At 72.0% G+C, this 18,844-nt stretch carries 17 protein-coding genes, 2 tRNA genes and 1 pseudogene; 9 read left to right on the top strand and 11 right to left on the bottom strand.

Annotated features, from left to right (window positions below; translation table 11 throughout):
- Nucleotides 1-65: 65 nt before the first annotated feature.
- Together NR072_RS06430 and NR072_RS06425 are read left to right on the top strand one after the other, a co-directional pair.
- Nucleotides 66-497, top strand: a pseudogene (locus tag NR072_RS06430) (OsmC family protein); the annotation flags it as partial.
- 168 nt (nt 498-665) lie between these two features.
- Nucleotides 666-1,139: a globin gene (locus tag NR072_RS06425; protein WP_167754995.1), complete on the top strand. Its 474-nt coding sequence runs from the start codon at nt 666-668 to the stop codon at nt 1,137-1,139.
- Nucleotides 1,140-1,179: 40 nt separating this feature from the next.
- On the opposite strand, the gene NR072_RS06420 is transcribed toward NR072_RS06425, so the two are convergent.
- Nucleotides 1,180-1,890 (bottom strand): hypothetical protein, encoded by a 711-nt coding sequence (locus tag NR072_RS06420; protein ID WP_036341633.1) that lies wholly within the window; start codon nt 1,888-1,890, stop codon nt 1,180-1,182.
- A gap of 78 nt (nt 1,891-1,968) precedes the next feature.
- On the opposite strand from NR072_RS06420, the gene NR072_RS06415 reads away from it, so the two are divergent.
- The gene (locus NR072_RS06415; RefSeq protein ID WP_036341631.1) at nt 1,969-2,988 is read left to right on the top strand and encodes an acyl-CoA thioesterase II; all 1,020 of its coding nucleotides are present in this window, start codon (nt 1,969-1,971) and stop codon (nt 2,986-2,988) included.
- A gap of 186 nt (nt 2,989-3,174) precedes the next feature.
- Here the strand turns inward: NR072_RS06415 and ettA are convergent, their stop codons facing one another.
- Nucleotides 3,175-4,857 (bottom strand): energy-dependent translational throttle protein EttA, encoded by a 1,683-nt coding sequence (ettA, locus tag NR072_RS06410; RefSeq protein WP_036341629.1) that lies wholly within the window; start codon nt 4,855-4,857, stop codon nt 3,175-3,177.
- Between the two features lie 98 nt (nt 4,858-4,955).
- Nucleotides 4,956-5,507 (bottom strand): single-stranded DNA-binding protein, encoded by a 552-nt coding sequence (locus NR072_RS06405; RefSeq protein ID WP_036381125.1) that lies wholly within the window; start codon nt 5,505-5,507, stop codon nt 4,956-4,958.
- A 198-nt stretch (nt 5,508-5,705) separates the two neighbouring features.
- Here NR072_RS06405 and NR072_RS06400 point away from each other — a divergent pair.
- A tRNA-Arg gene (locus NR072_RS06400) sits at nt 5,706-5,779 on the top strand.
- A 115-nt stretch (nt 5,780-5,894) separates the two neighbouring features.
- The gene (locus NR072_RS06395) at nt 5,895-7,340 is read left to right on the top strand and encodes a DUF2079 domain-containing protein (RefSeq protein ID WP_061867776.1); all 1,446 of its coding nucleotides are present in this window, start codon (nt 5,895-5,897) and stop codon (nt 7,338-7,340) included.
- Nucleotides 7,341-7,376: 36 nt separating this feature from the next.
- Here NR072_RS06395 and NR072_RS06390 read toward each other — a convergent pair whose 3' ends face one another.
- The 3 genes from NR072_RS06390 to mptB (NR072_RS06380) are packed head-to-tail and all read right to left on the bottom strand — an operon-like array spanning nt 7,377 to nt 12,138.
- A complete protein-coding gene (locus tag NR072_RS06390; RefSeq protein ID WP_036316843.1) occupies nt 7,377-8,762 on the bottom strand; it encodes a glycosyltransferase family 87 protein in 1,386 nt (461 codons plus the stop codon).
- Entirely contained in the window at nt 8,759-10,432 is a 1,674-nt protein-coding gene (gene mptB / locus NR072_RS06385) for a polyprenol phosphomannose-dependent alpha 1,6 mannosyltransferase MptB (protein ID WP_230297487.1), read from the bottom strand. The genes NR072_RS06390 and mptB (NR072_RS06385) overlap by 4 nt, the downstream gene beginning before the upstream one ends.
- 50 nt (nt 10,433-10,482) lie before the next feature.
- A complete protein-coding gene (gene mptB / locus NR072_RS06380) occupies nt 10,483-12,138 on the bottom strand; it encodes a polyprenol phosphomannose-dependent alpha 1,6 mannosyltransferase MptB (RefSeq protein WP_250161888.1) in 1,656 nt (551 codons plus the stop codon).
- A gap of 90 nt (nt 12,139-12,228) precedes the next feature.
- On the opposite strand from mptB (NR072_RS06380), the gene orn reads away from it, so the two are divergent.
- The 3 genes from orn (at nt 12,229) to NR072_RS06365 (ending at nt 14,343) form a co-directional block, all read left to right on the top strand.
- Nucleotides 12,229-12,855, top strand: coding sequence for an oligoribonuclease (orn, locus tag NR072_RS06375; RefSeq protein ID WP_002857127.1), 627 nt, complete (start codon nt 12,229-12,231; stop codon nt 12,853-12,855).
- Nucleotides 12,856-12,957: 102 nt separating this feature from the next.
- Nucleotides 12,958-13,033: transfer RNA gene (locus NR072_RS06370), tRNA-His, on the top strand.
- Between the two features lie 119 nt (nt 13,034-13,152).
- Nucleotides 13,153-14,343, top strand: coding sequence for a site-specific integrase (locus tag NR072_RS06365; protein ID WP_010078872.1), 1,191 nt, complete (start codon nt 13,153-13,155; stop codon nt 14,341-14,343).
- A 99-nt stretch (nt 14,344-14,442) separates the two neighbouring features.
- On the opposite strand, the gene NR072_RS06360 is transcribed toward NR072_RS06365, so the two are convergent.
- The 3 genes from NR072_RS06360 to NR072_RS06350 all read right to left on the bottom strand — a co-directional run bounded on the left by NR072_RS06360 (nt 14,443) and on the right by NR072_RS06350 (nt 15,819).
- On the bottom strand, nt 14,443-14,715 hold the full coding sequence (locus NR072_RS06360) for a DUF3263 domain-containing protein (RefSeq protein WP_010078873.1): 273 nt from the start codon (nt 14,713-14,715) through the stop codon (nt 14,443-14,445).
- Between the two features lie 40 nt (nt 14,716-14,755).
- Nucleotides 14,756-15,331: a hypothetical protein gene (locus NR072_RS06355; RefSeq protein WP_095346850.1), complete on the bottom strand. Its 576-nt coding sequence runs from the start codon at nt 15,329-15,331 to the stop codon at nt 14,756-14,758.
- An 80-nt stretch (nt 15,332-15,411) separates the two neighbouring features.
- Nucleotides 15,412-15,819 (bottom strand): ImmA/IrrE family metallo-endopeptidase, encoded by a 408-nt coding sequence (locus NR072_RS06350; RefSeq protein WP_134417058.1) that lies wholly within the window; start codon nt 15,817-15,819, stop codon nt 15,412-15,414.
- A gap of 137 nt (nt 15,820-15,956) precedes the next feature.
- Between NR072_RS06350 and NR072_RS06345 the strand changes: the two genes are divergently transcribed.
- Nucleotides 15,957-16,712 (top strand): DUF5131 family protein, encoded by a 756-nt coding sequence (locus tag NR072_RS06345; protein WP_010078876.1) that lies wholly within the window; start codon nt 15,957-15,959, stop codon nt 16,710-16,712.
- Here NR072_RS06345 and tcmP read toward each other — a convergent pair.
- The gene (tcmP, locus tag NR072_RS06340; RefSeq protein WP_095346851.1) at nt 16,684-17,892 is read right to left on the bottom strand and encodes a three-Cys-motif partner protein TcmP; all 1,209 of its coding nucleotides are present in this window, start codon (nt 17,890-17,892) and stop codon (nt 16,684-16,686) included. The two genes, NR072_RS06345 and tcmP, sit on opposite strands and share 29 nt — an antisense overlap.
- On the bottom strand, nt 17,889-18,734 hold the full coding sequence (locus NR072_RS11565; RefSeq protein WP_371263963.1) for a hypothetical protein: 846 nt from the start codon (nt 18,732-18,734) through the stop codon (nt 17,889-17,891). The genes tcmP and NR072_RS11565 overlap by 4 nt, the downstream gene beginning before the upstream one ends.
- Between the last annotated feature and the right edge of the window lie 110 nt (nt 18,735-18,844).

Genomic DNA, 18,844 nt, shown 5'->3' with positions numbered 1-18,844 from the left:
ACCGGCCTCGTTGGCCCCGGCCCGAGTCAACAACGTCATGACCTCTTACAGCTAGGCTGGAACCCATGAAGCACACCTTCTCCCTGCGCACCGAGTGGACGGGCGACCGCGGCTCGGGCACCTCCGGCGTCCGCGACTACGACCGCTCCGTGGTGATCCAGGACGCCGCTGTCGGCGAGATCCAGGCCTCGGCCGCCCGCCCCTTCCGCGGCGATGACTCGAAGTGGAACCCGGAGACCCTCCTGCTCGGCGCGCTCGCCGAGTGTCACGTGCTCTCGTACCTCCATGTCGCGGCGACCTCCGGGGTCGTGGTCACGGGGATGACGTGCGGGGTCGAGGGCGAGCTCGAGGTGGACGGCGACGGCGCCGGTCGGTTCACCGCGATCACGCTGCGGCCCGAGGTCACGCTGCAGGACGAGGCCGACCGGGAGCGGGCCGAGGCCCTCCACGCCGAGGCGCACCGGCTGTGCTTCATCGCGAACTCGCTCTCGGCCCCGGTCGCCGTCGAGCCGGCCCGCCCCGAGGCCCCGCCCACCGGCACGCCGACGCTGCCGGACCACTCCGCGCGCCTGGGCGCCCCCCTGGCGGTGCTGCGGCCGCGCGTCGCCAAGGGCCCGTCCCGTGTGACGGGCCTGGCGGAGCGGCCCACCGAGGTCGAGCCGGTGATGCACGAGGGCACCCCCGCCCCGGTGGACCAGGTGCGCGCCCGCGACGCCACGGCGGGCCCCGCCGGCGCGACCCCGGCAGCCCCGGCCGCGCCCGGTCAGGCCACCAGCTTCTACGACGCCGTCGGCGGCCGCCCGACGTTCGACCGGTTGACCGCCGAGTTCTACGCCCGCGTGCGTGAGGACGAGATCCTCGCCCCGATGTATCCGCAGGACGACTTCGAGGGCGCCCAGCGTCGGCTGCTCATGTTCCTGGAGCAGTACTGGGGCGGACCGCGGACGTACTCCGAGGAGCGCGGCCACCCCCGCCTGCGCATGCGCCACGCCCCGTACCGGATCGACCCGGCCGCGCGCGACGCATGGCTGCGGCACATGCGCGCCGCCGTCGACACGCTGGGCCTGTCCCCGCTGCACGAGGCCGAACTCTGGGACTATCTGGAGCGGGCCGCCCACTCCCTGCAGAACTCGGCCTGACCGGCCGCCCGGCTGCGATTTCGACGCGCCGGGCGCGGGCTCACACCGCCATGGCGGGGCGGCCCAGCACGAAGCCGCCGGGGGTGTCCAGGCGCGTCCACGGCCCCGCCGTGCTGAGCCGGGCGCGGCCGCCGGGCCGCAGGAAGCCCAGCGCGTGCGCGCCGAAGGCCATGCCGGCCGGGAACTGCAGCGCCTCGCCCCCGAGCAGGGGTCCCCACATCTGCGCCCGGACCCTGCGGACCAGCGCCTCCCCCGGGTTCTCGGGCAGGGCGTCCCGCACGGCGTCGGCGCCGCGCGTGGCCACCTCGGCCAGCTCCTCATCGGCGACCTCGGCCACGGGCGTCCAGCCGCCGCGGGGCGGGGTCAGCGCGGTCCAGGTGACGTGCTCGCGGCCCGGCGGCACGGCGAATGCCAGGTCGACGGGGTCCTGGCCGCGCATCCGCGCGGTGCGCTCGGTGACGGAGCCCAGGGCGACGACGGCGTCCAGGTCCGCCACGCCGTGGGCGGTCGCCAGGGGCACGGTGCGCAGCCCCAGGACGACGGGCACCCCGTCTCCGAGCCCGGCCGGCTGCAGCACGGAGACCCACTGGGCGAGCATCGGGGTGCGGGAGCGCCCCGCCTCAGGCACGACGTGCAAACGCATGCCCGTGTCGGCGACGCGCCGGGCGCGGCTGGCCAGCTGCTCGAGGTCCCGCACAGCGCGGTCGTCGACGAAGCGGAGGACGGGGGCGGCGGCGGGGTGCTCGGTCATGCAAGCATTGTCCCAGGTCCGTCGCGTCCCGGGCCGCCCCGCCGTCGCGGGTCCATCCATGTCGAAGGAGAGCCGTTCGTGCCGCAGCGCCATCCCCGTCCCCGCCCCGGTCACGCACCGGTCCGCCCGGCCTCGGCCCCGAAGGACCCCACCGAAACGCTGCGGGGGATCCTGGAGCTGACGCCGGCCGCGCCGGACCCGGTGACGGGTCAGGTCCGCTTCACGGGCACGACCCCCCGGCAGACGCACGGCCGGGTGTTCGGCGGCCAGGTGCTCGCCCAGGCGCTGGCGGCCGCCTCCCGCACGGTGCCGGCCGCCCGTTCCGCCCACTCGCTCCACGGCTACTTCATCCGCCCCGGGGACGCGCTGCAGCCCATCACGTTCACCGTCGAGACGCTGCGGGACGGCCGCTCCTTCTCCGTCCGCCGGGTGCTGGCCTCCCAGAACGAGAAGGCCATCCTCGCCCTGACCTGCTCCTTCCAGGAGCCCGCCGGCAGCGCGCTGGACCACCAGGTGGCCATGCCGGAGGGAGTGCCCCGGCCCGAGGACCTGCCCACGACGGCGGACGTGCTGGGCGCCATCAACCACCCCGTGGCCCAGGAGTGGGCCTGGTCCCGGCCGTTCGACATCCGCCATGTCACCCCGGCCATCTATGTGGAGCCGGCCGCGGAGACCGAGAACTGCAACATGGTGTGGATGAAGACCTTCACGCCCCTGGCGGACGACCCCGCGCTGCACCTGGCGGCGCTCACCTACGCCTCGGACTACACGCTCCTCGAGCCGATCCTGCGGCAGCACGGCGTCGCCTGGATCCAGCCCGGCATGTCCGTGGCCTCCCTCGACCACGCGATGTGGTTCCACCGGCCCGCCCGCGTCGACCAGTGGCTGCTCTACGTCCAGGACTCCCCCAGCGCCCAGGGCGCGCGCGGCCTCGGCACGGGCGCCGTGTTCACCGAGGACGGGACGCTCGTGGCCACGGTCGCCCAGGAGGGCATGATCCGCCTGCCCGAGGGGGCCGCCGCCCGGCGGGCACGGGCCCGGGGCGCGGCCCAGCGCATGGCCCTGCGGACGGTGCTGCGCCGCAGCTGGCGGCGCTGACCCGGCGGGTTCGCAGGGGGTGAGACTGCCGATCGGGCCCTGCCATGGGTGAGGCGGCTCGCCGTCCGCGCCGCGCGCACCGTTCGTCGTGGTCGACGTGGACCCCGCCCCGACACGACGACGGCCCGTCGCGATCACGTGATCGCGGCGGGCCGTCGTCGGCGCGGCGCCCGGGGGCGCGTCGGCTCAGTCGCGCGTGAGCTTGCGGTGCGTCATCCGGTGCGGGCGGGCGGCCTCGGGGCCGAGCCGATCGACCTTGTTGGCCTCGTAGGACTCGAAGTTGCCCTCGTACCAGTACCAGTTGGCCGGGTCCTCCGCGGTGCCCTCGTAGGCCAGCATGTGGGTGGCCACGCGGTCCAGGAACCAGCGGTCGTGCGAGACGACGACGGCGCAGCCCGGGAACTCGAGCAGCGCGTTCTCGAGGGAGGTCAGGGTCTCCACGTCGAGGTCGTTGGTGGGCTCGTCGAGGAGCAGCAGGTTGCCGCCCTCCTTGAGGGTCAGGGCCAGGTTCAGGCGGTTGCGCTCACCGCCGGAGAGCACGCCGGCCTTCTTCTGCTGGTCCGGGCCCTTGAAGCCGAACGCGGACACGTAGGCGCGCGAGGGCATCTCGACGTTGCCGACCTTGATGTAGTCCAGGCCGTCCGAGACGACCTCCCACAGCGACTTCTCGGGGTCGATGTTGGAGCGAGACTGGTCCACGTACGAGATCTTCACGGTCTCGCCGATCTTCAGCTCACCGCCGTCCAGGGGCTCGAGGCCGACGATGGTCTTGAACAGGGTGGTCTTGCCGACGCCGTTCGGGCCGATCACGCCGACGATGCCGTTGCGGGGCAGGGAGAAGGACAGGCCGTCGATGAGGACGCGGTCCCCGAAGCCCTTCTTCAGGTCCTTGGCCTCGATCACGACGGTGCCCAGCCGCGGGCCCGGCGGGATCTGGATCTCCTCGAAGTCCAGCTTGCGGGTCTTCTCGGCCTCGGCCGCCATCTCCTCGTAGCGGGCCAGGCGGGCCTTGGACTTCGCCTGACGGCCCTTCGTGTTGGAGCGGACCCAGTCGAGCTCCTCGGCCAGGCGCTTGGCGAGCTTGGCGTCCTTCTTGCCCTGCACCTCGAGGCGGGCACGCTTGGTCTCCAGGTAGGTGGAGTAGTTGCCCTCGTACGGGTAGAGGCGGCCGCGGTCGACCTCCGCGATCCACTCCGCGACGTGGTCGAGGAAGTACCGGTCGTGGGTGACGGCGATGACGGCGCCCGGGTAGGAGGCCAGGTGCTGCTCGAGCCACAGCACGGACTCGGCGTCCAGGTGGTTGGTGGGCTCGTCGAGCAGGAGCAGGTCGGGCTTCTCCAGCAGCAGCTTGCACAGTGCGACGCGCCGCTTCTCGCCGCCGGAGAGGTTCGTGACCGGCTCGTCCCCCGGGGGCGTGCGCAGGGCGTCCATCGCCTGCTCGAGCTGGGAGTCGATGTCCCACGCGTCCGCGGCGTCGATGGCGGACTGCAGCTCGCCCATCTCCTCCATGAGGGCGTCGAAGTCCGCGTCCGGGTTCGCCATCTCCTCGGAGATCTGGTTGTAGCGCTGGATCTTGCCGTAGATCTCGCCGACGCCCTCCTGGACGTTCTCGAGCACCGTCTTGGACTCGTCCAGCTTGGGCTCCTGCATCAGGATGCCCACCGAGTAGCCGGGAGAGAGCCGCGCCTCGCCGTTCGAGGGCTCGTCCAGCCCGGCCATGATCTTCAGGATCGTCGACTTGCCGGCGCCGTTGGGGCCGACCATGCCGATCTTCGCCCCGGGGTAGAACGACATGGTGACGTCGTCCAGGATCAGTTTGTCGCCCACCTTCTTGCGGGCCTTGACCATCGTGTAGATGAATTCCGCCATGCGGCCCAGGCTAGTCGGTGGCCGCGGGATTCCACTCATCGTGCCGATCCCGCGACCACCGAGCCCGCTCCCCCTCCGTGCTCCGTGCCGCCCCGTGGTCAGGCGACGCCGGCCGCCGCCGGCTCGCGCCCGGGGGCGCCCGCGTCCGACTCGTCCGGGCCGGGCGAGGCCGGGGCGTCGCCACCCTGGAACCCGTCCGGCAGGCCCGCGCTGAACCCGTCGCCGACCGCGCCGGCCCGCCCGCCCGACGCGTCGTCGTCGCGCGGGGCCGACTCGGGGCGCGGCACGGCCGCGCGCTGGCTGCGCTGGAACGCCGCCGAGCCGAAGCCCAGGTCCAGCCCGACGGCGTCCGCCACCACGTCCACGGACGTGCCGGAGCGCTCGCCCGAGGACCAGTCGCGGACCCGGAGTCGACCGGTGACGATCACGGGGTTGCCCTTCTTCACGGACTGGGCGGTGTTCGAGCCGAGCTGGCCGAACGCCGAGATGCTGTACCAGTTGGTGTGGGCGTCCACCCACTCAGCGGTCTCGCGGTCGAAGCGCCGCTCGGTGGTGGCCAGGCGGAAGCCGGTCACGGCGGCCCCCGATGCGGTGTGGCGGGTGGCGGGGTCCGTGGCCACGAAGCCGCGCACGGTGATGAGGTCCTGCATGGTGTGCCTCCTGGGCTGGGCCCCGGTGGGCGCCGGGGCGGGTCGTCGGCGCATCGGCTGATCCGCCATGGCCAGACAACCCCACCGCGGGGCACCCCGGCAGGATCGGGGCCGGTCTGGGGACGCGCGGAGGTCCCCGGGCGACTGTGCAGGAGCCGACGGCGCCGCGGCCGGCGGCCGTTAGACTGACACGGCCCAGCCCCAGTAGCTCAGCTGGACAGAGCAGCGGCCTTCTAATCCGCCGGTCGGGGGTTCGAATCCCTCCTGGGGCACCCAGACCAGGGGCGGAGCCGTCCGAGCACGCCCGACGACCGCCCGAAGGAGACCGTCCTGGACCGTCTGCGCTCCTGGCTCCGCGCCCCGCGACCCGCCGTCCCCGAGGTCCGTGTGACCCGTCGCGAGGGCGTCCAGCTGGCCGCCCTGCTCGTCGCGGCCGCGGCCCTGTACGTGACGCACTCCTTCCTCCGGTACGCCACCTACGAGGCCAAGGGCTACGACCTGGGCATCTTCGACCAGGTGGTGCGGCAGTACGCGCTGTTCAACGCCCCCCTCAGCTCCGTCAAGGGCGTGGACTTCCACATCCTCGGCGACCACTTCCACCCGATCCTCGCGCTGCTGGCGCCCTTCTACTGGGTATGGCCGGACCCCCGCATGCTCGGCGTGGTCATGGCGCTGGCCCTCGCCGCGTCCGCCGTGCCGGTGTACCTGTTCGCCCGTCGTCGCGCGGGACACGGGGTGGCCCTGGCCGCCGTCGCCGCCCTGCTGCTCTCCTGGCCCTTCCAGGCGATGGTGAACTGGGACTTCCACGAGGTCACCCTCGGCGTGCCGATCCTCGCCTGGCTCGTGTGGGCCCTGGACGGGCAGCGGGCGTGGCTCGCCACCGGCCTGGCGGCGCTGCTGCTCACGGTCCGAGAGGACATGGGCGTGACCCTGCTGGCCGTGGCCCTGGTGATGGCGATCCGTCGCTTCTGGCCGCAGGCCGCGGTCACCGCCGTGCTGGGCGTGCTCGGCTACTGGTTCGCCACGTCCGTGGTGATCCCCCACTACTCCCCCACCGGCGCGTTCGGCTACTGGCAGTTCACCGCCCTGGGCCCGGACATGCGCAGTTCGGTCCTGTTCCTGCTGACCCAGCCGTGGAACGCCGTCGCGGTGCTGTTCGACCACCCGCTGAAGGTGGCCCTCTGGCTCCTGCACTTCGTCCCGCTGCTGTTCCTGCCGGTCCTGAGCCCGCTCACGCTGATGGCCCTGCCGATCCTGCTCTCGCGGCTGTTCAACGACCGCCTCAACGTGTGGGCCCCCGTGTACCAGTACGACGCGATCCTCGCCCCGCTGCTGCTCATGGCCGCGCTCGAGGCGGCCCACCGGCTGGCCGGACGCCGGGACACGCTGCGCCGGCTGCCCGCCGTCCTCGTCTCCGCGGCACTGGCCGCCGGTCTGATCGGCACCGCGTTCTTCCCGCAGGTGTACCCGCTGCACCGCACGATCGCCGGCGACATGACGATGACGCAGCACGCCCGCGACCTCGACCACGCGGTCGGGCTGATCCCGGACGGGGTGTGCGTCGAGGCCGCCGACAACGCCGTGCCGCACCTGACGGCCCGCACCCACGTCGGGCTGCACGGGGACATCGGCGACGAGCTGGCCACGTGGATGATCGTGGACACCTCGGTGCCCGAGCTCGGCGGCTGGGACCCCCTCACCCCGGAGCAGGCGCTGGCCCGCGCCGAGCGGCTCGGCTTCGAGCGGGTCTGGTCCGCGGGCGACGTCGTCGTCCTGCACCACCCGGACCGCGCGGTCTCGCCCACCTGCACGACGTACCTCGAGCACCGCTGAGCGGAACCCCACGGCGCCGGCGGACCCGCTCCGCCGTCAGCGGCCCGCGGACTCGCCGAGTGGCTGCAGGCCGAGTCCGGCCGGGGGCAGGAGCAGTCGGTCACGGGCACCGGTGAAGACGCCGGCGTGCGGGTCCTCGGCCACCCCCGGGGCGATCTCGGGGGCCCCCTGGTCGAGTGCGGTGCGGCGCACCGGGTCGCGGACGGGGTCCAGGATGTCCTTGACCACCGTGGTCATGAGCCACACGAGGGCGACGATGTGCGCCACGATCCCCGAGGCATACCAGGCGGTGATCCACCAGGCGCCGCCGGCGAACGCCCCGTCGGAGGTGATGCGCGCCGACTCCATCCACACCCCGCCCCAGTGGTAGACCTCCACGGCCTGCCAGATCCAGAACGCGCGCCACCGCGGCGTCGCGAGGACCACGAGCGGGATCAGCCACATCACGAACTGCGGCGAGTACACCTTCCCCCACAGGATGAAGGACGCCACGATCAGGAAGCACAGCTGGGCCATGCGCGGACGGTGCCGCGCCGCGAGGGCGAGGTAGGCGATCCCCACGCAGCACACCAGGAACAGGCCGTTCTGAAGCGTCGTGAACGTCTCCCCGGACCATCCTGTCCAGGCCAGCGCCAGCCAGGTCGAGGAGAAGGAGACCGCGCGGTCCCCCGAGAACGTGTAGAAGCGCGACCACTGGTCGAACGCCGTCAGCATGAACGGGAGGTTCACCGCGAGCCAGGCCGCGGCCCCGGCCAGGGCCGCCTTCACGAACCCGGCCCAGCGGCCCGTGCGCAGCGCCAGCACGAAGATCGCGCCGAAGAAGAACAGCGGGTAGAGCTTCGTGGCGGTGCCGAGCCCGATGAGCAGGCCGGCGAGGGTCGGACGGCCCGCCGTCCACGCCCACAGGGCCAGGGCGGCCAGCATCACGGCCCACAGGTCCCAGTTGAGCATCGAGGTCAGGATGATCCCCGGGGCCAGGGCCACGAGCAGGGCGTCCCGGGAGCGACCGCGCGCGGTGTACGCGGTCGCGACGACCAGCACGATCCAGCACAGCACCACGCCGATCGCGTTCACGTCGAAGTAGGTCACGGTGCGCTCGTGCAGGTCGCCGGAGGCGGGCACGAGCCACATGGTCACACCCGCGACCACGGCCAGCAACGCCGGGTACTCCATCCACTGCTCGGGCGGCAGCGGCGTGTAGAAGGGGAAGTGGCCGTCCGAGAGGCCCCGCGTGGGGAACAGCTGGGCGAAGTCCGAATAGCACATGTGCGCGTGCACGCCGGGGGCCGCCCAGCCGTTCACGCGGCACCACTGCTTGGTCAGCACGCCGACGGCGGCGGCCACCACGGTCAGGCCGACGAGCAGGCCGACCCAGCGGCCGCTCGGACGGGACGGGGCGGGACTGCGGGGGTGGGAGGTCACGGTCTCTCCTGGGGGATGCGGGTGGACGAGGAGGCGGGGTGCGCGGCGGTCGACGGCGGCCCGTCGGGCGGCGCGTCCGGCGGCACGCCCGCCTCCGGAGGCGTCGGCGACGCCGCCGCGGCCCGCGGCTCGACCACCTCCAGGGGAGGACGCCGCCGCCCGGGGAACAGGGGCGCGGTGACGGGATCGCGGTGGATGATCCATCCGATCCCCGCGAGCATCAGGACCAGGGTGAACACGCGGACGGCCAGGACCGGCAGCCACTGCGCCACGGAGAGCTGGTCCACCACGCCGACGCCGGTGAGCAACAGGACCGCGAGCGCGGTGACCCACCCGAGCCAGCGGGGATGGTCGGCGCCCCACGGCAGCGGGCGGAGGGCGCACGCCAGCAGCGGCAGGACCCAGAGCAGGTACCACGGCTGGACGATCGGGGCGGTGGCGACGGCCACCACGAGCACGGCCGCCGCGCTGAACACCGGGTCCAGGGGCCGGCGGCGCAGGGCCAGCCAGGCCGTGAAGCCGAGGGCCGACACCGTCATCGCGGTGTAGAAGGCCGCGGCCACGTCGCGCGCCCCCAGGGGCGTCACGGCTTCGACGACCGCGCCGAGCAGCAGGCCGAGCAGGCCCACGGGGGCATACGGGAACGCCGCGTCCCCGCTCGTGAGCATGGCCGGGACCCAGCCGAACCAGAGGCCGGAGCCGGCGCCGAGGATCGTGAGGACGGCCAGGGAGATCACCGCCGTCGTGAACCACGGGCCGAGCCGGTCCCGCCGGCGCAGGCGCGGATCGGCCGCGCGGAACCGGGCCCAGCCGGTGGGCAGGAGCAGGGCCACGAAGGGCAGCACCAAAGCTGTCAGGGGCTTGATCGCAACGGACAGGGCGATCAGCACGATCCCCCACAGCGCATGCACGCGGCGGCGGGGCGGGCGGACCATGAGCAGGATGCCCGCGAGCATCAGCCCCGACATCAGCGCGTCGTTGTGGGCGCCGGCGATCATGTAGAGCAGGAACAGTGGGTTCGCCACGGCCACCCACGTGGCCCACACCCCGCATCGGCCCGCGACGGCGGCCAGCCGCGGCACCGCCCACAGGCACAGCGCCAGGCCCGCGAGCGCCAGGAGCCGGAACGCCGTGACGGAGAGCTCGATGTTGCCGCCCGTGGCCCGCCACGTCGTCTCGGCGAACAGCAGGAACAGCGGCCCGTAGGGGGACGGGGACTCGGCCCAGATGGAGTCCGCTCCCTGCATGAACCAGCCGGGCAGGGCGGACACGCCCTGGGAATACGGGTCGAGACCCGACGCGAGGAGCCGGCCCTGCTGGAGGTAGGAGAACACATCGCGGGAGAAGATCGGCAGCGCGAGCATCAGCGGGGCGGACCACCACCAGGCGGCCCGGGCCACCAGGCGGCCGTGCTCCTCCCAGCGGCCCCGCAGCGCGCGCCCCAGCTCGAGCCAGGATCGGACGAGGAGCAGCGAGCCGGCGGCCAGCAGCACGGTGCTGAGCAGCACGCCGGGAAGGTAGACCCGCAGCGGGTTGAGCAGGGTGGTGCCGGAGAACACCGAGTCGGGCGTCATCGGCAGCCACCCCACGCCCCAGGAGCCCACCGTGATGAGCACGGACGCCCACGTGCCCCGGCGGACGGCCGCCTCCGGCTCGGGCTGCGCCGTCACGCGGCTCGGACGGGGCCCTCGGGCGCCGGTCGTCGCGGAGGCGGCGGGCCTCACTCCGCCGGCTCCGCGGGTCGAGGGGCGCCACGGAGCCGGGCCAGGCCGGCGCGTACGGCGGGGCGCACGTGCCAGTGGTCCTTCACGAACCGGCTGGTGCGGCGGTCCACGACGAGGATCCACAGCAGACACACGGCGGAGACGATCAGGGACACGGCCTTGACCTGGTCCGCGATGTCCAGGAACTGCCAGGTGAAGAGCTGGTCCGCGGCGCCGAACGCCAGGAAGTAGCCGACCGTGAACACGACCCACTTGATCTGCCAGTTGTCCCGGATGCCGAGCACGGCGAAGAACGGCAGCAGCCACAGCAGGTACCAGGGCTGGATGATGGGCGAGAGGATCACCAGCGCGGTGAACGCCCAGGTCATGCGCGTCATCACGCGGTCCTGGCGGCCGAGGAATATCAGGGCCAGCACGATGAGCACCGAGAGCGCGCGTCCGGCGGTCTTGTACACGCCCTCGACGGCCTGCACGTCCGCCCCCTGTCCGAAGAGCTCGCTCGCCCCCACCGTGATGAGGGACAGCATGCCGATCGGCCCCCACGGCACGGTGCCCGTGCCCGTGCCGACCATGACGGCCACCCAGCCGAAGCCGAAGCCGTTGAGCACCCCCACCAGGGCCATGAGGCCGAAGGAGATCCCGGCGGTGAGGGCCCAGAAGGCGAACCGGCGCGGCCATCGGGCCGTCGGGCCGGCCCACAGCAGGCCGATGAACGGGAGCAGCACGAGCGTGATGGGCTTGATGCCCAGGGACAGGGTGACCAGCACGACGCCGGCCACCCCCCACGCGACGGACTGCCCGGGCCGCTGGGGGCGGAGCGGATGCCCGGCGCGCAGCGCGCACCACGTGCCGGCCAGGGCGAGGCCGACCATGAGGGCGTCGTTGTGCCCGGACGCGACGAAGCTGATGGTGAAGAGCGGGTTGGCGACGCTGATCCACTGCGCCCACGCACCGTTGACGCCCAGCCGGCGGGCCAGCAACGGCACGAAGACCATGATCAGCGCGACGCCGGCCACCGCCACCAGGCGGAACAGGAAGATCGCCAGGTCCGGGTTCATGTCCCCCGAGATCGCGACGACGGCCTGCTCGATCCAGAGGAAGATCGGACCGTACGGGGTCTCGGAGTCCGCCCAGGTGGCGTCCGCTCCGAGCTGGAACCAGTTGGACAGCGAGGAGATCGTGTCCACGTAGGGGTCCTGCCCCGCCTCCATGAGACGGCCCTGTCCCACGTAGGCGAAGATGTCCCGGCTGAAGATCGGCAGGGCCACGACCTGGGGCAGGCACCACAGGACGGTGGCGAGGTTGACCGTGCGCAGGGCGCCGCGACCGAAGGGGCGGATCGTCTGGCCCAGGCGCAGCCAGGCCCAGAACATCACCCAGCAGCCGAGGGTGAGGAGCGCTGTGCCGGCGAGCACGCCGGTCTCCTGGGTGCGCCACGGGATCAGCCACTGCCAGCGGTTGATCGGGGAGGCCGAGGCCAGCCAGCCGACGGAGTACGAGCCCACCACCAGGAGGAGGGAGCCGAGGGTCCCCACCAGGATGGGCCACCAGTCCGCGCCGGCGACCTGGGGGTCCGCGCGGAGGCCGCCGACGCCGACGTACTCCGGCCGGTGGGCCGTGGACCCGGACGGACGCGGGGTCGACACGCTCATGCGACGGGTCCTTCCGTGCGGTCCTGCGAGGGCGCGCGAGGGCGCGGCTCGCTCGAATCTACCATCGTGACACGCGAGTAGCCTGGGGGCATGAGCGAGACGAGCACCCCCGCGCCGGAGAGCGCCCCCCTGGTCTGGATCGACTGCGAGATGACCGGCCTGCACCCCCAGGTCGACGAGCTCGTCGAGGTGGCGGTGCTCATCACGGACGCCGAGCTGAACATCCTGGACGAGGGCATCGACCTGGTGATCCGTCCCTCCGCGGCGGCCCTCGAGCAGATGGACCCGTTCGTCCGGGACATGCACACCACCTCCGGCCTGCTGCCGGAGCTGGCGGAGGGCCTCGAGCTCGACGACGCCGCAGCGCGCGTCCTCGAGTACATCGCGGCCCGCGTGCCGGCCGGCAAGGGCCTGCTGGCCGGCAACACGGTGGGCCAGGACAAGCTGTTCCTCGCCCGCTACATGCCCGCCGTCGTCGACCATCTGCACTACCGGATCGTGGACGTGTCCACCGTGAAGGAGCTGGCCCGGCGCTGGTACCCGCGCGCCTACTACCAGGCCCCCGCCAAGACCGGGGGCCACCGCGCTCTCGGGGACATCAAGGACTCCATCACCGAGCTGCGCTACTACCGGGCCGCCGTCATGGCCCCCGCCCCCGGCCCCACCACGGAGGAGGCCCGCGCCATTGCGGAGGTGGTGTCCGGGGCGCAGGCCTGAGCCGGCACCCCGGCCTCGCCGCCCCGATTCGGCGCTGCGCGGGATCTCGTGTACTGTGGACCCCGCTGCGCCGCGCGGATCCGTCCGTGTGGAGCAGGCATGGTGGGCGTAGCTCAGTCGGCAGAGCGTCTGGTTGTGGTCCAGAAGGTCGCGGGTTCAATCCCCGTCGCTCACCCCACCGTAAGGCCCGGAATCATGCGGATGATTCCGGGCCTTATCTCGTCTTGGTAGTGCTGTTGGGTAGTGCTCGGTCCCCACGGGGTACGCACATCATCGGAGAGCACCAGGAGAGATGCGTTGGCTACCATCCAGACGCGCACGAACAAGGCCGGCCGGACCACGTACCGGGTCGGCTTCTACGAGGCCGGCCGGTTCCAGTGGCTGCCGGCCCTCGCCCGCGAGGCCGGCGCCCAGCGCGTCAAGGCGATCGTGGAGGACCCGCGGCAGGGGCCCACGGTGGCCCGCCGGATCCTCGAGGCCCAGGTGGACAGTGCCCCGGGCATGCCCACGCTCGCCGAGTTCTTCCCGCGGTACATCGAGCACCGCGGGCTCCGCTGCACCCCGGGCACCCTGGCCGGGTACGAGGCAGAGGCCGCGCGCACGTTCCTGCCCCGCCTCGGCGAGCTGCCCGTGGACATGATCGACCGCCGCACGGTGGCCGAGTGGATCCGGTGGCAGCTGCAGCAGCCCACGGCCCGCTGGCGCGCGGCCGCCGCCCGCGCCGCGGCCGCCACTCCCCCGCGGCCCGAGCCGCCGCTGGCCACGGTGTCTCCGAAGACGGTCCGCAACGCGCACGCCCTGCTCTCCGCGGTCCTCGGCCTCGCCGTCCAGGAGGGCATCCTGCCAGCCAACCCCGCGCGCGGCGCCGACCTGCCCGACGACGACGTCGAGGAGGAGCGCGGCATCTTCAGCCGAGCCGAGTGGGCGCGCTTCTACGCAGCCATATCCGAGTCGTACCAGCCGCTGCTGATCGTCCTGCTCGTCACCGGCGCCCGCTGGGGCGAGGCCACCGCCCTGCAGGTCCGCGACCTCGACGTCGCAGCCAGCGTCATCCACGTGCGCCGCGCCTGGAAGAAGGGCAAGGAGGGCGCCGTCCTCGGCGTCCCCAAGACCGCCCGCGGCCGCCGCACGATCATGCTCCCCGACTGGGCCGTCGAAACACTCGAGCCATTGGCCGCCGGCCGTGCCGCCGACGAGTTCCTCCTGACCGCCCCCGGCGGCGGCGTCATCCACCGCACGAACTTCGTCGAGCGCCACTGGAAGCCGGCGCTCGCGGCCGCCGGGATCGCCAAGCACCTGACCCCGCACAGCCTGCGGCACACGTTCGCCTCGTGGGCCCTCATGGATGGGGTCCCCGCACAGGTCGTCCAGCACCGCCTCGGTCACGAGTCGCTGCAGACCACCTCCCGCGTGTACGCGCACCTGCTGCTGGACGCCCAGCGTGCCGCGGTCGACGCGATCGGCTGGGAGCCTCCCCCCGGCGCCTGACCCCTGGCGCAGCGAGAGGCCCCGTCCAGCTGGCTGCTGGACGGGGCCTCTCTTGCGCTTCCCTTCGCGGCCTCCACGCTCCCCGAGGGGGCGGACACGTTAAGCAGCTGGCACCCGTACCGCGCGCTCGCGGGTCTGCCGAGCCTCCCGGGCCCGCCGCGTGATCACCGGGTAGGCGGCGATCGCCACCGGGTCCTCGGCGAGCGTGGCCACGCGCATCGCCAGCGCCGTGCCCTGCAACCCGACCAGATGCTCAGCGGCCCGGTCACGCGCGGCCCCGTGCCGCCACCGCCGCCCCCACAGCTGCAGCGCCATGTGGTCACGAACGGACAGGTGGCCGGCGCACGCGGGCGCCTGGGTGGTGGTGGTCATGTCGGGACGGTACGCCCGGGGGTGGACGTAGTACGTGGGATCAGCGGTCCGTGATGGTGGCCGTTCCGCGGTACTCGTCGTCGCCGGTAAAGGTCACCGAGCAGGAGTACCGGTGCCCAACCGTGCCGCCCAACGCGTTCTCCGCTTCGACCGCTCCGGTCACTGTCCATGCCTTCGGCCCCCCGGATGCCGTCTCGCGGGAGAACTTGGCGGTGCTGGGGGCGCGCAGCTTCTCCTTGACGAGGGTCTGGCAGGCAATCTTCGCGTCCCACTCCTCCGGCTCGTCAGGGCTGGCGTTGCTGAAGGCAGAGAAGATTGCCCACGCGAGCAGTGCCATCACGGCCACGAGGGGCCAGAGGCAGCCCGCGACGAGCGGGTTGCGCCCACGCTCCAGGGTGGCGGGCGTAGTGCCGCCGGCCCAGTCCTTGAGGGTGTAGCCCGCGGCGCGCAGCTTCGCGCGCACGTCCTCGTCGTTGTCCGCGGCCTTGAGCTCCCGTACGGTCTCGCCGCGCTGGTTCTTCACTGCGATGGTGCGTAGGCGTGCGATCGTCTTGCCGTCGAGCAGCTCGTCTCGCCCCTCTGACACTTCCGCCGTGTACTTGGTCGTCTTCGCCATGTCGCCCTCCTTGGTGGTGCGCCCTGCGCGGCGCGTTGCCTTGATTCTGACCTAGCCGATGGCCCCCGCCTAGCAGGCGCTCAGGCAGAGTGCTCGGTGGCCAACGCGGCGAGATGCTCCCGCTCGGTCCGGGTGAGGCCGGCCAGTCGGTCGGTAAGCACGAGCGGGGTCACCCACAGTTCGTCGGCGAGCTCGTCCAGGCTCATGGACCAAGGCAGGGCGTCGGCGAGCTGCTCGAGCGTAATCAGCTGCCGGGCCGCGGCCGCGCGTACGGCGTGCTCGACGGCCGGCGGCTGGCAGCCGCGGTGGCCGTGCTCGAGGTGCACGAGCTCGTGGGTGAGCGCGCACCGCCGCTCGGCCTGCGTCATGCGGGGGTCGAGCCAGATCACCGTCGCGCCATCGGTCGCGGCTGGCGCCGTCGGGTGTGGGCGGGCCCAGACCACGACGACGTACGTCAGCGTGCGCAGCGCCCGCCAGGGGTGGAACATGCGACCATCGTCGTTGTGGGGACGGACACGGTATGGGTGAGCACGAGCTGGACTGTGGTGGACTGAGCGCGCCTGCGTGACAAAGGGTCGAACATCTGTTCGACTGGAGCAGGTCTTCCAGGGAAGGAGCGATCGCGATGGCGAACACCTCAGCGATTGAGTGGACCGAGGTGACGTGGAACCCCGTGACCGGTTGCGACCGCGTGGCGGCCGGCTGCGACAACTGCTACGCGCTGACCTTAGCCAAGCGGCTCAAGGCGATGGGTGCTGAGAAGTACCAGAACGATGGGAACCCGGTGACGTCCGGCCCCGGGTTTGGCGTCACCCTCCATCCGAAGGCCCTGGGCCAGCCCCGCTCGTGGAAGGCCCCGCGCGTGGTGTTCGTGAACTCCATGAGCGATCTCTTCCACGCCAAAGTTCCGTTGGGGTTCATCCGGGACATCTTCGACGTCATGCGCGAGACGCCGCAGCACACATATCAGGCGCTGACGAAGCGCTCACTGCGGATGGCCCGTCTAGCCGATCGCCTCGACTGGCCGGCCAACTTGTGGATGGGCGTCTCCGTGGAGGACGAGACTGTGACGGGCCGCATCGACCATCTCCGCGAGGTGCCGGCAGCGGTCCGGTTCCTCTCCTGCGAGCCCCTCATCGGACCCCTGCGGGATCTGGATTTGGCCGGCATCGACTGGGTCATCGCGGGCGGCGAGTCTGGTGCGAACCATCGCCCCATGGACCAGGCCTGGGTGGAGGACATCCGCGACCAATGCGTGTCTGCCGACGTGGCGTTCTTCTTCAAGCAGTGGGGTGGGCGGACGCCTAAGGCCAACGGGCGGCTCTTGGAGGGGCGCACCTGGGACGAGATGCCTACCTCCCGCGCCGCGCTGGCAGGATGACCGCGCGCCCATCCACCATGTCTTTGGTGTAGCCCTGGGTGATCCCGGCCTTCTGGAGATTCTTGATGGCCTGCCGTACCTCTGAGGCGCCTGCCGTGCCGAGGTGTTCGCCTAGCCAGTGGGGCACGTCGTCGCAGATCCGCACCGCCTGGCCTTGACCGAGGTGAGACGAGAGCCTCGTCTGGATAGCGGCGATGGCCCGGTTTCTGACGTCGGTCTGCTCTGCGACCACCTGCTGGTCGAACGTCTCCTGCAGGTCGAAGAGCGACCCCTGGGTGTCGTCGAGCAGTCCCTGGTAGTAGTTCTCGGAGTTGACCTGCCGCCACTTCCTGTGAGCCCGAGCCGCGGCGTCAGCGAAGAGCATGGGCGCAGCGAAGTGCTGGTAGAAGAGCATCAGCGTGAAGATCGGCCCCTCAGACGGGGTCCGGCGGATTGGGACGGAGATGACGTTGTGGGCGGTCTCTCCGGTCATGCGCTGCATGTACTCGCGCGCCACGTAGGAGGCGGCTGTAGCGGCGGAGGAGCTGTCGCCACTCACGTCAGCCTGCCGCCGAGCCTCAGCGAAGACCTCCCGCCACCACGGCCCACCAAGAAAACGGTCACCGCGGAGGAGGGTGACGGTCTCGCCACTTGAGGCGGAGGCTCCCTTCCGGACGATCCCTCCGATGCGCCACACGGTGGAGAGACTGAAGTTCAAGAGGACCTCGGTCGACCGCGCTGGCCGCAGGAGCAGCTTCGAGGCGACGACGTCGTACGGCAGGGCCGTGCCGAACGGGTCGAGAAAGAACAGAGCTGGGCGGGTGCCGATGTCGTTGAGGATCGCGTCGATCTGCTCCTCCACGGCGCCGTGGTGCAGATAGACGGGACCGGCCCCCTGCCCCTGCGCGGCGACCGCGTGCCGGAGGGTCTCCGCATGAGCCCTATCTCGCTCCACGAGGTGGATGTGCATGATGCGGTTCTGCGCTGCAAGCTTGCGTGCGATGTCCACCGCGTAGAGCGGCGACCCCTTGTGCGCGTCGTCGTACTGCCCCGCGCCGGCGTAGCCATCGACATAGGCCACCTCCCGAGGGGCCTTGCTAGCAACCTTCATGGCCCACGGTGTGAGGTAGTCCTCCAGCACCTTGAGCTTGAAGACCGCGGCGGGCTGCTGCGACGTGAAGAAGTTCGTGTTGGCGCTCATGCGCCGGCCTCGTCGCCGGGGTCCTGGTTCTCCTCGCCGACGTCGCCCCACTCCCGGGCCTGCCGGTCGCGGGTCAGCTCGAAGTCGGGGTGTGCTGCCAGATCGAAGTCGGCCGGCGCGTCGGCCGCCGCGGTCTTTTGTTCAGCGCCAGCGTCACCGCCGCGCGCTCCCCCGCGCTCGGCCGTGCCGCGCTCGCGGTCCTGATCCTGGTCTGCGTGGTCGCGCTCGTCATGGTGGTCCGTCCTACGTCGGTCGAGCATGACCCGCAGGACTGCAGCGAGCAGCTCCTGGTCATACGTCGATAGGTCAGGGGATTCCTGAACGACGTCGAGGACCGACGGGTGAAGAGCCGAGTCGAGCTCCACTCCTATGGACTCCAGCGCTGCGGTGACCACGTGGGCCACGGGCACCCTCAGCACGAGCGCGAGCATCGTGATGTTCTCGCCCTTGATCGAGGTGACCGGGGTGGACTTGAGCCGCGCGAAGCTGGCGTGGCTCATGTCGTACCCCGCGCGGTCGGCGCGGGCGGCGAGGTCGCTGAGGGACCAGCCGTTCCGCTCCTGGGCTGGGGCGATCAGTCGGCCCAGCGAGTGCATGTCGTTCATGGCGACCAATCTGCGGTGCGATGCCAAGGGGAGCAACCGACCTCGGACACCCGCTGTTGCGTGGAAGTGGACACCGAAACGGTAGCAACAAAGGGGGTGTTGTGCCGCAGGGCGGCGCGGATACGGGGCGATCAGCGCGGACCCGGTGAGGAAGAGCCGCTTGCGACCCCATCGGTCCGCGAGGTTGCCGGTGGAGAGCAACAGGGCGGCCAGCAGCACGGCATAGAGGCTGTTCACTCACTGCGCGTCAGTGAGGTCCAAGTGCAGGTCGCCGATGATGGCGAGCGGGACCGCCCGAGGTCCCACGGCGGCCGGTTCCACGGCTCAGCGTCGCAGGGGCGACGCCG

This window comes from Micrococcus sp. Mcc89, from assembly GCF_024519795.1.
Taxonomy (GTDB): Bacteria; Actinomycetota; Actinomycetes; order Actinomycetales; family Micrococcaceae; genus Micrococcus; species Micrococcus luteus.
This window is presented reverse-complemented; position numbering and strand designations above follow the sequence as displayed.